General features: G+C 58.9%; 11 protein-coding genes. 5 read left to right on the top strand and 6 right to left on the bottom strand.

Annotation, left to right across the window (positions count from 1 at the left end):
• The first annotated feature begins 141 nt into the window (after nucleotides 1–141).
• Both AC07OG_RS00700 and AC07OG_RS00695 read left to right on the top strand, forming a co-directional pair.
• Entirely contained in the window at nucleotides 142–810 is a 669-nt protein-coding gene (locus tag AC07OG_RS00700) for a TetR/AcrR family transcriptional regulator (protein WP_060542432.1), read from the top strand.
• A gap of 79 nt (nucleotides 811–889) precedes the next feature.
• Complete coding sequence (locus AC07OG_RS00695; protein WP_495065986.1) at nucleotides 890–1,744, top strand: sulfurtransferase; 855 nt, start codon at nucleotides 890–892, stop codon at nucleotides 1,742–1,744.
• A gap of 137 nt (nucleotides 1,745–1,881) precedes the next feature.
• Here the strand turns inward: AC07OG_RS00695 and AC07OG_RS00690 are convergent, their stop codons facing one another.
• The 6 genes from AC07OG_RS00690 to AC07OG_RS00665 form a co-directional block, all read right to left on the bottom strand.
• On the bottom strand, nucleotides 1,882–2,880 hold the full coding sequence (locus AC07OG_RS00690) for a hydrolase (protein ID WP_495065985.1): 999 nt from the start codon (nucleotides 2,878–2,880) through the stop codon (nucleotides 1,882–1,884).
• Nucleotides 2,881–3,037: 157 nt separating this feature from the next.
• Nucleotides 3,038–4,273: a M16 family metallopeptidase gene (locus AC07OG_RS00685; RefSeq protein WP_495065984.1), complete on the bottom strand. Its 1,236-nt coding sequence runs from the start codon at nucleotides 4,271–4,273 to the stop codon at nucleotides 3,038–3,040.
• A 214-nt stretch (nucleotides 4,274–4,487) separates the two neighbouring features.
• On the bottom strand, nucleotides 4,488–5,717 hold the full coding sequence (locus AC07OG_RS00680; protein ID WP_495065983.1) for a M16 family metallopeptidase: 1,230 nt from the start codon (nucleotides 5,715–5,717) through the stop codon (nucleotides 4,488–4,490).
• A gap of 142 nt (nucleotides 5,718–5,859) precedes the next feature.
• Entirely contained in the window at nucleotides 5,860–6,468 is a 609-nt protein-coding gene (gene rsmD, locus AC07OG_RS00675; protein ID WP_495065982.1) for a 16S rRNA (guanine(966)-N(2))-methyltransferase RsmD, read from the bottom strand.
• Nucleotides 6,468–7,958, bottom strand: coding sequence for a M16 family metallopeptidase (locus AC07OG_RS00670; protein WP_495065981.1), 1,491 nt, complete (start codon nucleotides 7,956–7,958; stop codon nucleotides 6,468–6,470). The genes rsmD and AC07OG_RS00670 overlap by 1 nt, the downstream gene beginning before the upstream one ends.
• Nucleotides 7,951–9,306, bottom strand: a complete 1,356-nt coding sequence (locus AC07OG_RS00665) for a M16 family metallopeptidase (RefSeq protein WP_495065980.1) — start codon at nucleotides 9,304–9,306, stop codon at nucleotides 7,951–7,953. The genes AC07OG_RS00670 and AC07OG_RS00665 overlap by 8 nt, the downstream gene beginning before the upstream one ends.
• A gap of 342 nt (nucleotides 9,307–9,648) precedes the next feature.
• Here AC07OG_RS00665 and ftsY point away from each other — a divergent pair, with 342 nt between their 5' ends.
• From ftsY to ftsX, 3 genes are read left to right on the top strand one after another with little or no spacing between them, the layout of a single operon-like run.
• A complete protein-coding gene (ftsY, locus tag AC07OG_RS00660) occupies nucleotides 9,649–11,283 on the top strand; it encodes a signal recognition particle-docking protein FtsY (protein WP_495065979.1) in 1,635 nt (544 codons plus the stop codon).
• The gene (gene ftsE / locus AC07OG_RS00655) at nucleotides 11,280–11,951 is read left to right on the top strand and encodes a cell division ATP-binding protein FtsE (protein WP_060542425.1); all 672 of its coding nucleotides are present in this window, start codon (nucleotides 11,280–11,282) and stop codon (nucleotides 11,949–11,951) included. The genes ftsY and ftsE overlap by 4 nt, the downstream gene beginning before the upstream one ends.
• Nucleotides 11,948–12,970: a permease-like cell division protein FtsX gene (gene ftsX / locus AC07OG_RS00650; protein WP_060542424.1), complete on the top strand. Its 1,023-nt coding sequence runs from the start codon at nucleotides 11,948–11,950 to the stop codon at nucleotides 12,968–12,970. The genes ftsE and ftsX overlap by 4 nt, the downstream gene beginning before the upstream one ends.
• The last annotated feature ends 75 nt before the right edge of the window (nucleotides 12,971–13,045 follow it).

Genomic DNA, 13,045 nt, shown 5'->3' with positions numbered 1-13,045 from the left:
GGCTCCGGATTTATTGTAATGAGGCCTTTTTAGAGTCTATGCTCTAGAATGTCAAATGGCATCCTGGTTCAGCTTTCTTTTATCCATTCGCCGTTAGGTCGTAAGATGCCCGTCAACGCACTCTGAATTAAAGCTCAAGCCATGGCCCCACGGATCAAAACCAGCGAGCGCATCGTGCAGAACAGCCTGGAGCTGTTCAATCAGCAGGGCGAGCGCAGCATCAGCACCAACCACATTGCTGCCCACATGGAAATTTCCCCGGGCAACCTGTACTACCACTTCCCTAACAAGCAGGCGATCATCGCCGTACTGTTCAGTGAGTACGAAAGCCTCGTGGACAGTTTCCTGCGCCCGCCCCAGGGCCGTGCCGCCACGGTGGAAGACAAACGTTTCTATCTCAAGGAATTGCTGTCGGCGATGTGGCGCTACCGATTCCTGCATCGCGACCTCGAACACTTGCTCGACAGTGACCAGGACCTGGCGGATCGCTACCGGCGTTTCTCCCAGCGCTGTCTGATCCAGGGCGCGGCCATCTACGAAGGGTTTGTCGCCGCCGGCATTCTCAAGATGGATCGTGTGCAGATCGAATCCCTGACGCTCAATGCCTGGATCATCCTCACCTCCTGGGTGCGATTTCTGTGCACGACCCGGGAAAACTCCAGTCATTTGAGTGAGCAGGCGATCAAGCGCGGGGTCTATCAGGTGCTGGTGCTGGAAGCCGGGTTTGTCACGGATCAGTCGCGCGCTGACGTCAACGCATTGTTCGAAGAGTTTTACGTGCCGCTGGCCCAGGCCCTTGAAGAATTGTGAGTGAGCTGGGGTGAATTGACCGGTTTGAGCTGGAAAGTGCAGTAGGATCGAGATTCCACAGACACCACAGGAGCAAGTCATGCCCATTGCGCAACTGATCAGCCCGCAGGCACTGGACCTGAAAAAGGACCAGCCGGGGTTGGTGATTCTGGATTGTCGTTTTGCCCTTGAAGATCCGGATTATGGCCAGCGCAGCTATGCCGAAGGACACATCGCCGGGGCGAGTTTTGCCGATCTTGAGCGCGATCTCAGTGGTGCAGTGGTCAAGGGCGTGACCGGGCGTCATCCGTTGCCTGAGCCGGCGCAGTTGATCGAACGCCTGCAAACCTTTGGTATCGACGCCGACAGTGAAGTGGTCTTGTACGATGACGGTCCGGGTGCCTATGCGGCGCGGGCCTGGTGGTTATTGGCATGGCTGGGCAAGCGTGATGGCGTGTTCATCCTCGATGGCGGGCTCAAGGCTTGGCATGCGGCGGGTTTGCCGCTGAGCCTGGATGCGCCGTCGCACACTCGCGGCAGCTTTACCGGTAGCCCCGATGCTTCGTTGCTGCTCAGCGCAGAGCAACTGCAAAAACGCCTCGCCAAGCCACAACTGACCTTGCTCGATGCCCGCGCCTTGCCGCGCTTCAAGGGCGAAGTGGAACCGATCGACCCGATTGCCGGACACATACCCGGTGCGCAGTGTGCGGCGTTTTCCGACAACCTGGGCACCGACGGGCGTTTCCTGGCAGCCGACCAACTCAAGCACCGCTTCGCCGCGAAACTGGGCGATCGCTCGCCGACCGAACTGGTGGCGTACTGCGGGTCGGGCGTGACGGCTTGTCATAACCTGTTTGCGTTGTGCCTGGCAGGTTATCCGCTGGCCTCGTTGTATGCCGGGTCGTGGAGTGAGTGGATCAATGAACCGTCTCGCGGCATCGCCACTGGCGAGTAGTCGCCACAATCCCCTGTAGGAGCGTAATGCTGTTCACTTGAGTTGGGTCACACACTTGTGGCGAGGGGGCTTGCCCCCGTTGGGCTGCGGACTGACACTCCATCGCGAGCAGGGGGACGGGTGTCTGCGGGATTTCATCAGGCATTTGCCCTGACGGCGGCCAGCCACTGTGGGATGCGCCGCTCCAGGTAGTAACCGGGTTGCCTGATCGAACCGTCGACGAATCCGACATGCCCGCCCTTGGCCTGCAGTTCGAGGTGCGTGCAGGCGGCCAGTTCATCGGCCTGCGGCAGGCTGTGGGGGAAGACGAAGGGGTCGTCTGCGGCCTGAATGATCAAAGTTGGTGTGCGAATTTCCCCCAGGAAGTAGCGGCTAGACGCGCGGCGATAATAATCCTCGGCATCGATGAAGCCATGCAGCGGTGCGGTGACGCGGCCATCGAAATCCCAGAAGGTGCGCATGTTCTCCAGCGAGCCGAGGGCCGCCAGCGCTGCCAGGCCATCCTCGCGTCCGTCGTGCTGGAACTGTCGCTGCTTGTTCTTGATGTAAGCGACCATCTCGCGCATGAAGTGCGCCTGGTAGACCCTGGAGAAACCCTGGCCGATGCGGTCGGCGCACTGGTCCAGGCGAAAAGGTACTGACACCGCGACAGCACCCGTCACGCCACTGTCACTGCCGGTCTCGCCCAGGTGTTTGAGCAGGACGTTGCCGCCGAGCGAATAGCCGACCGCGTACAACGGCGCTAGGGGGCGTTTGGCTTTCAGGTGCCTGATGGTTTCCCCCAGGTCGTCACTGGCGCCGGAGTGGTAGCTGCGCGGCAACAGGTTGGGTTCGCCAGAGCAGCCGCGCCAGTTCAGCGCAACACTGGCCCAGCCCTGATCGCCCAGCGCTTTTTGCAGCCCCGCCACATAAGGTGAATTCGATGAGCCGGTGAGGCCGTGCAGCACCAGCACCAGGGGGGCGTCGGCGCTATGCGGGCCATGCCAGTCGAGGTCGAGGAAGTCGCCATCCTCAAGCCATAAACGTTCACGCTCGCGTTCGATGTGCGTGGTTTTGCGCCACAGCGGACCCCACAGGGTTTGCAAGTGCGGGTTGCCGAGGCCGAGGGCAGGTCTGAAGGCGTGAGGCTGGGTCATTGCGGAGCGCTGTGGCAATTTAATTCTCGACGAGTAATCGTGACGTGGCGAGTCAGGGCTTTGCCGTGTTTGGGTAAAGCTAAATTGCCACAAACACGTCTGATGCGCGACGCAGCGAGCAGGGTGCGCATAAGTCTGCCCACCCCAACTGATCGAATTAATGTACCGGTGCTTGCATGGGCAAGATATGGGCAACGGTCATGCGTTCAGGAATGAAATAAGTGCTGGCTGCGCATTGGATGTCCGCAAGTGTGACATCCATCAGTTCCTGGTGTTTCTGGTCAAGCTCAGTGAGCGGCAGTTGATTCACTTCCTGATGGCTGAAGATATAAGCCAAGCGGTTGTTCTGGTCCTGAGGGGATTTCCATCGGTCGAGTATCTGTTGACGCGCAGCATCCAGCTCCCCTGTAGACAGAACTTCGGTTTTCAGCGATTCGAGCCATTTATTCAGCTCAACTTCGAGTCCTTCCAGGGATTGATCGCATGTCATGGCTGTGAGGGAAACCCTTATGAGGCTTGCGTATCGTAGTGGGGTGTAAAAGCATTTGCCGCCGCATACAGCCAGACGCGTAGTAATGTTCTGATCGATTATGGCCGCGAGGACCTCCAGTGTCGGTACTGTTTTGCGGTATTGGGTATCGATAGTTCCTGGCAGGTTGAAACCTACCAATAACCTGGGCAGTTTTGTGTCCTTGTGCAGCACGACGTGGCGCCTGCCTGGTTCATGAAGTTCTTGTCGGTCAGGAGTTCGTTCAGTCGATCTGGAGGGCACTGCGCCGAAGCGTTGCTCAGCAAGGCGCACAACCTCTTCTGCGTTTACATTGCCGACAATGATCAAAGTGGCGTTGTCCGGCGAGTAGAAACGCTGATACCACTGTTGCAACTGGATGAGGTCGATCTGTGCAGCACTGACTGGTGTAGGGTATTGAGGATTTCCATAGCCACTGACAGGGTATGTAAGTGCCTTAAATTCAGCGGGAGTATCATAGTCCGATGTAAAAAAACGGTTTTTGTCCCGTAAATTTTTAGCGCGTTCAACCGCTTGGTTTAACGACTCTTCGGTCAGTACGGGGCTATTCATGACTTTGCCGTAGCGTTCGAAGGCCTGGTCCAACCGGTCGGGGCTGATGGCTTGGATATATGAGATGAAATCATCGAAAAGCCATGCTCGGCTGCCATTTTCAGTTTCGACTTTAGGCGATTTTCCGAAATTATCTTTTAGTAGCGTGTCAATTAGCGCCGCAGTAATGCCGGCATTTTCAACGGATTCGTTGCGGTAGCTGACTTTGTAGTTGAGTTGGCAGACGACATCGGTTGTCAGAGGGTTCTCCCTGACAATTATTTTCATACCGTTGTCGAGGGTGCGTGATATTAGTGTTGCCTGAGTATTCATGCGTTGAGAATCCTTTTCAGTGCTTGCGAGTCATTTCGCCTGAACAAGGTACCCGTACAGCTTTGGCAGCGGCCACTGGTCAACTATTTCTCATTACAACAGCAGTAGATCCGGCCGGACGGGCGGGGCTGCGGCCGGATCCGGAATATGCCCTCGCAACGCGCTGCCATAGCGAGCTGGGGTGAGCATAAGTATGCCCCCCCAACTGATCGAATTAATGTGCCGGTTCTTGCATGGGCAAGATATGGGCAACGGTCATGCGTTGAGGAGTGAAATAAGTACTGGCCGCGCTTTGGATGTCCGCAAGTGCAACATTCAGCAGTTCCTGGCGTTTCTGGTCGAGGTCGGTGAGCGGCAGTTGATTGACCTCCTGCACGCTGAGTTGATAAGCCAGCAAGTCGTTCTGACCCTGTTGGGCGGCCAGCTCTGAGAGGGCAGATTCACGTGCAGCATCCAGCTCCCCTTTGGACAGCGTGCCGTCTTTGATCGATTGGAGCCATTGATTCAGCGCCACTTCCAGTTCTTTCAAGGATTGATCGCAGGTCATGGCTGTAACAAAAATTTTGAAAACACTCGCGTATCGTACTGGGGTGTAGACGCAATTGCCGGAGCATGCGACCAAGCGATTGGTAATGTTTTGGTCCAGTAAAGCAGCGAGGACTTCCAGTGCCGGGGTTGTTTTGCGGTTTTCGGGATCGATAATTCCTGGCAAGTTGAAGGCCACCAACAGTCTGGGCAGTTTTGTGTCCATTTGCAGCTCGATGTAGCGCTGGCCAGGCTCATGAAGTTCTTGTCGATCGGAGGTCCGCTCAGTCGATCTGGCGGGAACTGCGTTGAAATAATTCGTAGCCAGACGTGCAACTTCTTCTGCGTTCACATTGCCGACAATGACCAAGATGGCGTTTTCTGGCGAGTAGAATTGCTGATGCCACTGTTGCACTTGTTGGAGGTCGATCTGTGCAGCACTGATTGGTGTAGGGTATGGAGGATTACCATAACCACTGACAGGGAATACAAGTGCGCTAAATGGGGTGGGATTGCAACGGTCAGAAACGTGATAACGATTTTCTTTCTGCGACTTTTGATCGGCTTCAATTATTCGGATCAACGTCTCTTTGGTAAATACGGGGGAGATCATGACTCTGCAATAACGCTCAAAGGCCTGATCCAGTTGGTCGGGGCGGATGTATTGAGTCGCCGAGCTGAAATCATCGAAAAAAAATCCTTTTTTACGGATACCGTCTTCAGGGAAACCGATGGTGGAGTCTTTTAGTAAAGTGCGGAACATCACCGTATTGATGCCGGCATTGTCAGTGGACTCGTCGCGGGAACTGACTTTGTAGTTAAGTTGGCAGGAAACGTCGGTTGCCAGCGGGTTCTCCCGGACAATGATCTTCATACCGTTGTCCAGGGTGCGCTCTATTAGTGTTGCTCGAGTATTCATGCGTTGAGATTCCTTTTCAGTGCTTGCGAGTCATTTCGCCTGAACAAGGTACCCATACACCTTCAGCTGCGGCCACTGGTCAACTATTTCACATTACAACAGCAGTAGACTCCGGCCGGGCGGGTCTCCGGCCGGATCCGGATTATGCGCCCTCTAAGCAATTGCGCTGCCACAACGAGTAGTACACGCGCCCGGATTTCTGCTCGCGATGCAGGCGCCAGTTGCCCGGCAGGCCCAGAGTCGACGGTGCGGATTCGCTTTCGGTGTACACCCACGCTTCCTCGGCCAGCCACTGGCGCTCTTCGAGCAGGGCGCAAACGGCGGGCAACAGGTTCTGGTTGAACGGTGGGTCGAGGAACACCAGGTCGTAAGCCGTTGCTGTCTGGGTTTCCAGGTAGCGCAGGGCATCGGCGGTCTGCACCTGGCCGTTGGTGCAGCGCAGGGTGCCCAGGTGCTCCTTCAGGCTGGATACCGCGATATTACTGGCGTCCAGCGCCTGGCCCATGGCTGCGCCACGGGACAGTGCTTCGAGGAACAGCGCGCCGCTGCCGGTAAACGGGTCAAGGACCTTGGCCCCCGGTACATAAGGCGCGAGCCAGTTGAACAGGGTTTCACGCACCCGGTCCGGCGTCGGGCGCAGGCCCGGAGCGTCGGGAAAACTCAGTTTGCGGCTGCGCCATTCGCCGCCGATGATGCGCAGTTGATTCACGCCGTTATGGACGTTTTTGGCGGGTTTTTTTGGACTGGCCATTAATGCTCCGGAACCCCGAGCGGCTGCTCGGAAGGTTTATCAGTAGGGGCCGGTAACGGCTTTTGCGGCACGGTCGGGCCAGCGCTGACGATGACCATTTTATCCGTGCTCAGGTGTTTGTTCAGTGCGGCTTTGACTTGCTCGACGGTCAGGCTCTGGGACTGCTGCATGAAGTCTTCGAGATGGCTCAACGGCAGATTGTAGAAACCGATGGCGCCGAGCTGGCCGACGATATCGGCGTTGCTGGCTGTGGACAGCGGGAAGCTGCCGGCCAGTTCGCGCTTGGCGTCGTCGAGCTCTTTTTCGGTCGGGCCGGTTTTAAGGTAGTCGGCGAGTACATCCTGCACCAGTTTCAGGGTGCCCTCGCTCATTTCGGCGCGGGTTTGCAGGTTGATCATGAACGGGCCGCGCGCCTGCATCGGAGTGAAACCCGAGTACACGCCATAGGTGAGGCCACGTTTTTCACGTACTTCGCTCATCAGGCGGGTGCCGAAGCCGCCGCCACCGAGGATCTGGTTGCCCATGGACAACGCTGCGTAGTCCGGGTCGTCCCGGTCGATGCCCAGTTGCGAGAGCATCAGGGTGGTCTGCTTGGACGGGAACTCGATGTGGCCAATGCTGGCCTTGGGTTCGCTCGGTTGTGCAATCTTCGGCAGGGCCGCGCCTTTGGGCAGGGCGGTGGAAACCTGGGCTGCAATCGCTTCGGCTTCTGCGCGGGACAGGTCGCCGACCAGCGCGATCACCACGTTGCCCGCGGCATAGGCTTTGGCGTGGAATGCCTGCATCTGAGCCACGGTGATCGCCGGTACGGTTTTCGCCGTGCCATCGCTGGCGTGGGCGTACGGGTGGTCGCCGTACAGGCGGTTCATCAGTTCCAGGCTGGCCAGTTTTCCGGGGTTCTGCTTCTGGTACTCGAAACCGGCGAGCATCTGGTTCTTGATCCGCGCAAACGAATCGGCGGGGAAGGTCGGCTTGCCGACGACTTCGGCAAACAGCTTCAGGGCCGGTTCGCGTTTGTCCGTGGCGCTGAGGCTGCGCAGGGACGCGACGGCCATGTCCTTGAAAGCGCCGTTGCCGAAGTCGGCACCCAGGCCTTCGAAGCCCTGTGCGATGGCACCAACGTCCTTGCCGGCCACGCCTTCGTTGAGCATGGCGTTGGTCAGCAGCGCCAGACCCGGTGCGTCACCGTCCTGGCTGCTGCCGGCGGCGAAGATCAGGCGCATGTCGAACATCGGCAGCTCACGGGCTTCGACAAACAGCACCTTGGCACCTTCGGCGGTGTTCCAGGTTTGCACGTCCAGCTGGCGATGCTCCGGCGCCTTGCCGTTGAGTTCGGCCAAAGATTGCAGTTTCTGGCTGGCCTTGGCCTTGTCGAGCGCCTCGCTGGCGTTGGTGTCGCCGGAACGCAACAAGTAGAACGCGGCGGAGCCGATCAGGGCGACGGCGATCAGGCCGATCAGGGTCAGACGGGTTTTTTTATGCTCACTCATGAGTCGTCTCCAGTGGCAGTACATGGGCGACGCTGAGACGTTCGCGGGTGAAATACAGCTTGGCGGCTTTCTGGATATCTTCCGGAGTTACGCTTTCCAGATCGGCCAGTTCGGTGTCCATCAATTGCCACGACAGGCCGACAGTTTCCAGTTGGCCGATGGCAGTGGCCTGGCTGGTGATCGAGTCACGCTCGTAGACCAGGCCAGCGATGACCTGGGCACGCACGCGTTCCAGCTCTTCAGCGGATGGCGCCGTGGTTTTCAGCTGTTCGAGCAGTTTCCACAAACCGGCTTCCGCCTGGGCGACGGTTTTGTGTTTCTGGGTGTTTGGCGTTGCCGACAGGGTAAACAGGCTGTCGCCACGGGTGTAGGCGTCGTAACTCGACGAACCGCCGGACACCAGCTCCTCGCCGCGTTCAAGCTGGGTCGGAATGCGTCCGCTGTAGCCGCCGTCGAGCAGGGCCGAGATCAGGCGCAGGGCATTGACCAGGCGCTTGTCTTCGGCGGTGGCAATGCTGGGCACGTTGAAGGCCAGCACCAGGCTGGGCAGTTGGGTCTGCACATGCAGGGTGATCTGGCGCTCCCCCGGCTCGGCCAGTTCCAGCGGTTTTTTCGCTGCCGGCACATCGCGCTTGGCGATAGGGCCGAAATAACGCTGGGCCAGGGTTTTGACTTCGTCCGCAGTGACGTCGCCGACGACTACCAGCGTGGCGTTGTTCGGCACGTACCAGGTCTGGTACCAGTGGCGCAGCTCTTCGACTTTCATCCGTTCCAGGTCAGCCATCCAGCCGATTGTCGGGGTGTGATAGCCGCTGGCCGGGTAGGCCATGGCCTTGAAGCGTTCGTAGGCCTTGGACATCGGCTTGTCGTCGGTGCGCAGGCGCCGTTCTTCCTTGATGACCTCGATCTCGCGGCTGAACTCGTCGGCGGGCAGGCGCAGGCTGGCCATGCGGTCGGCTTCCAGTTCGAAAGCGACGCCCAGGCGATCCTTGGCCAGCACCTGGTAGTAGGCGGTGAAGTCATCGCTGGTGAACGCGTTCTCTTCGGCGCCCAGGTCGCGCAGGATCAGCGAAGCCTCACCCGGGCCTACCTTGTCGCTGCCCTTGAACATCATGTGTTCCAGGGCGTGGGACAGGCCTGTGTTACCAGGCGTTTCGTAGCTGGAGCCGACCTTGTACCAGACCTGGGAAACCACCACCGGTGCGCGATGGTCTTCGCGCACGACAACTTTCAGCCCGTTGTCCAAGGTGAATTCGTGGGTGGGTTGCGGGTCGGCAGCCAGGGCCGAAAGGGGCAGGCAAACTGTGCTGAGCAGCAGGCCTGCGGCGCGGCGGGCTAGAGCATTCATTCGTTTTTAAACCTTTGGGGCTGCCCGCTTGGTCTTAGCGTCAGCGGGCGAGAGGGTGCTAGGATACTGATCCGTTTTACTGGCGGCCACGCCTATCAGGCCTCGAAGCTTGATCAGGTTGTATGGGTTTGCGGCGGAAGGCTATGGTTTATCAGCTAAACTCTGCTTTTTCGCCGATTTTGCCGCTTCAGTCCTTCGTGAATCGTTTTTTGTAAGGTGCCATTTGCACCTCGACAAAATGTTGAGCGTGAACAAGCTGGATCAATCGCAGTCTGTTCTGCATCGAATTTTTATTTGCCGAGGCGCCATTGGCGCGTCGCTACCGTGAGATAGCCGTCCTCCATGTTTGGTTCCAACGACGACAAGAAGACCCCAGCTGCGGCTGGCGAGAAAAAAAGCCTGTTCGGATGGCTGCGCAAAAAGCCGCAGGAACCCGTCGTCGAACAGCCACAGCCCATTTCCGAGCCCGCGCCGGCACCCGTAATAGAAGAAGCGCCTGCACCGGTTGTCCTGCCACTTGCCGAACCTGTGTTGCAGCCGACGCTCGAAGCCCGGCCTGAACCGGTCGCTGAAGTCGCCGCTCCATCGCCGCAAGCGCCAGCGGCCGAGCCCTGGCTGACATTGCCGGTGGCGGAAGAGCAGGTGGCGCTGGTTGTAAATGATCAGGCGCCGCACGTGACGCCACCCATTCCAGCCCCGGCAGCATTCATACCAGCGCCGGTTCAGGAACCTGTCGTTGAGGCGGTTGTTGAGGCAGTTGTTGAGCCTGTCGTTGAGCCGGTTGTTGAGCAGGTCGTTGCACCTGCCACCGTGGCTGAGCCTGCGCCTGCATCTAAATCTACATCTGCACCCGCACCGGTAGTGGTCGAGGCTGTAGCCAATTCATACGCAGAGCCAGAGCCAGAGCCGGTTGCTCCAGTTGCATCCGCTCCAGCCTTTGTACCGGTGCCTGCTCCAGCGTCTGCGCCGGTCACCGCTCCGGTCGAAGTGGTCACTGACGCGACTGCTGAGACGCCCGTCGAACCTGTTCGTAGCGAAGAAACCAAGGCCGGCTTCTTTGCCCGCCTCAAGCAGGGTCTGTCCAAGACCAGCGCCAGCATCGGCGAAGGCATGGCCAGCTTGTTTCTGGGCCGCAAGGCCATTGATGACGAACTGCTCGAGGACCTCGAAACCCGTCTGTTGACCGCTGACGTTGGCGTCGAAGCGACATCGGTGATCATTCAGCGTCTGACCCAGAAGGTCGCACGCAAGGAACTGGCCGATGCCGATGCCCTGTACAAATCCCTGCAAGCCGAGCTGGCCGCCATGCTCAAGCCGGTCGAGCAGCCGCTGAAAATCACTTCGCAGAACAAGCCGTTCGTGATCCTGGTGGTCGGCGTCAACGGGGCCGGCAAAACCACCACCATCGGCAAACTGGCGAAGAAGCTGCAGCTCGAAGGCAAGAAAGTCATGCTCGCCGCGGGCGACACTTTCCGCGCGGCGGCGGTCGAGCAGTTGCAGGTCTGGGGCGAGCGCAACAAGATTCCGGTGATCGCCCAGCACACGGGGGCCGATTCGGCCTCGGTGATCTTCGACGCCGTACAGGCGGCCAAGGCCCGTGGCATCGATGTGCTGATCGCTGACACTGCCGGTCGCCTGCACACCAAAGACAACCTGATGGAAGAGCTGAAGAAGGTTCGCCGGGTCATCGGCAAGCTCGACGCCGACGCGCCGCACGAAGTGCTGCTGGTCCTCGATGCGGGCACCGGCCAGAACGCGATCAACCAGGCCAAACAATTCAACCAGACCGTCGCACTCACTGGCCTGGCGCTGACCAAGCTCGACGGCACGGCCAAGGGTGGGGTGATTTTCGCCCTGGCCAAGCAGTTCGGCTTGCCGATTCGCTATATCGGCGTCGGTGAAGGCATCGACGATTTGCGTACCTTTGAAGCAGAACCCTTTGTCCAGGCACTGTTTGCCGAGCGGGAGCGTTCATGATTCGTTTCGAACAGGTCGGTAAACGCTACCCGAACGGTCACGTGGGCTTGCATGAGCTGAGCTTTCGAGTCCGTCGGGGCGAATTTTTGTTTGTTACCGGCCATTCCGGCGCCGGTAAAAGCACCTTGTTGCGGCTGTTGCTGGCCATGGAACGCCCGACCAGCGGCAAACTGCTGCTCGCCGGGCAAGACCTGAGCACCATCAGCAACGCGCAGATTCCTTTCCTGCGCCGGCAGATCGGCGTGGTGTTCCAGAATCACCAGTTGCTGTTCGATCGCACCGTTTTCAACAACGTTGCGCTGCCGTTGCAGATTCTCGGCCTGTCCAAGGCCGAGATCGTCAAACGCGTGGACTCGGCGCTGGAGCGCGTGGCGCTGTCGGACAAAACTGATTTGTACCCCGGCGACCTGTCCACCGGTCAGCAGCAGCGCGTCGGCATCGCCCGCGCCATCGTCCATCGTCCGGCCTTGCTGCTGGCGGACGAGCCAACGGGTAACCTCGACCCGCGTCTGGCGGCGGAAATCATGGGTGTATTCGAAGACATCAACCGCCTAGGCACCAGCGTGCTGATCGCCAGCCACGACCTGGCCCTGATTGCCCGCATGCGCCACCGCATGCTGACGCTGCAGCGCGGTCGATTGATCGGCGACGGGGAGGCTGCCGTATGAGTGCTACACGTAGCCCCAAGGTTTCCGAGCGAGTGGCCCCGAAAGCCGCCGATCCGCAGCCGCAGAAGAAAAAACACGACGATGACGACGGGCCGGACTTTTCCACATTGTTTCGTGCGTGGGTCGAAAGCCATCGTGCCAGCTTGCTGGACAGCCTGCGCCGCCTGGGCAAGCAGCCGATCGGCAGTTTCTTTACCTGCCTGGTGATGGCGGTGGCCCTGAGTTTACCCATGGGGCTGTCACTTTTGCTAAGTAACGTCGAGCGCCTGGGCGGGTCCTGGCAGCGGGCGGCGCAGATTTCCCTGTATCTGGAAATTAACGCGAGCTCCGCTGAGGGCGAATCGCTGCGTGAACAGATCAAGGGCATGCCTGGCGTGGCCGACGCGGAATACGTCGGCCGGGAACAGGCGCTGGAAGAGTTCCAGCAGCAGTCCGGTCTGGGCGAGGCGCTCAAGGAGCTACCGGAAAACCCGCTGCCGGGGGTGGTGCTGGTGACGCCGAAAGAGGTCGACAAGCCCGCGCTTGAAGCATTACGACAACAACTTTCCGAGCTGCCGAAGGTACAACAGGCGCAACTTGATTTAGTCTGGGTCGAGCGTCTGGCAGCCATCCTCAAGCTGGGTGACCGTTTTGTCTTCGGTCTGACCGTGCTTCTGGTTTCTGCATTACTTTTGGTGATAGGCAATACCATTCGTCTTCATATTGAAAACCGCCGCACAGAGATAGAAGTGATTAAACTGGTCGGCGGCACTGACAGCTATGTGCGCAGGCCCTTTCTGTACATGGGCGCGCTGTATGGCTTCGGTGCGGGGATTCTCTCCTGGGGCGTGCTGGCATTTGGCCTTGACTGGCTGAACGACGCGGTGGTTGGGCTGGCCGGTTTGTACGGCAGTGATTTCGCGCTGGCCGGAGTACCAGTTGCCGATGGTCTGTCTCTCTTGCTTGGCGCGGTGCTGTTGGGGTATATCGGTGCATGGATTGCAGTCGCACGCCACCTGAGGGAGCTTGCGCCTAAGTAGTATCATTTTGCTCGTATTGACCTTTCAGCGTTTTTGGGAACTTGTCTTTCGGTTTCCGGTCAATTTTCGCAGTGC

It is taken from the genome of Pseudomonas sp. GW821-FHT09H03 (assembly GCF_059415945.1).
Note: the sequence above shows the minus strand (reverse complement) of the source record. Positions and strands in the feature narration are given on the sequence as shown.

Excerpts from the sequence above, each read along its gene's own strand:
- AC07OG_RS00690 (WP_495065985.1), bottom strand. The coding sequence starts at position 2,880 with ATGACCCAGCCTCACGCCTTCAGACCTGCCCTCGGCCTCGGCAACCCG.
- ftsY (WP_495065979.1), top strand. The coding sequence starts at position 9,649 with ATGTTTGGTTCCAACGACGACAAGAAGACCCCAGCTGCGGCTGGCGAG.
- ftsX (WP_060542424.1), top strand. The coding sequence starts at position 11,948 with ATGAGTGCTACACGTAGCCCCAAGGTTTCCGAGCGAGTGGCCCCGAAA.
- AC07OG_RS00680 (WP_495065983.1), bottom strand. The coding sequence starts at position 5,717 with ATGAATACTCGAGCAACACTAATAGAGCGCACCCTGGACAACGGTATG.
- AC07OG_RS00670 (WP_495065981.1), bottom strand. The coding sequence starts at position 7,958 with ATGAGTGAGCATAAAAAAACCCGTCTGACCCTGATCGGCCTGATCGCC.
- AC07OG_RS00665 (WP_495065980.1), bottom strand. The coding sequence starts at position 9,306 with ATGAATGCTCTAGCCCGCCGCGCCGCAGGCCTGCTGCTCAGCACAGTT.
- rsmD (WP_495065982.1), bottom strand. The coding sequence starts at position 6,468 with ATGGCCAGTCCAAAAAAACCCGCCAAAAACGTCCATAACGGCGTGAAT.
- AC07OG_RS00695 (WP_495065986.1), top strand. The coding sequence starts at position 890 with ATGCCCATTGCGCAACTGATCAGCCCGCAGGCACTGGACCTGAAAAAG.
- AC07OG_RS00700 (WP_060542432.1), top strand. The coding sequence starts at position 142 with ATGGCCCCACGGATCAAAACCAGCGAGCGCATCGTGCAGAACAGCCTG.
- AC07OG_RS00685 (WP_495065984.1), bottom strand. The coding sequence starts at position 4,273 with ATGAATACTCAGGCAACACTAATATCACGCACCCTCGACAACGGTATG.
- ftsE (WP_060542425.1), top strand. The coding sequence starts at position 11,280 with ATGATTCGTTTCGAACAGGTCGGTAAACGCTACCCGAACGGTCACGTG.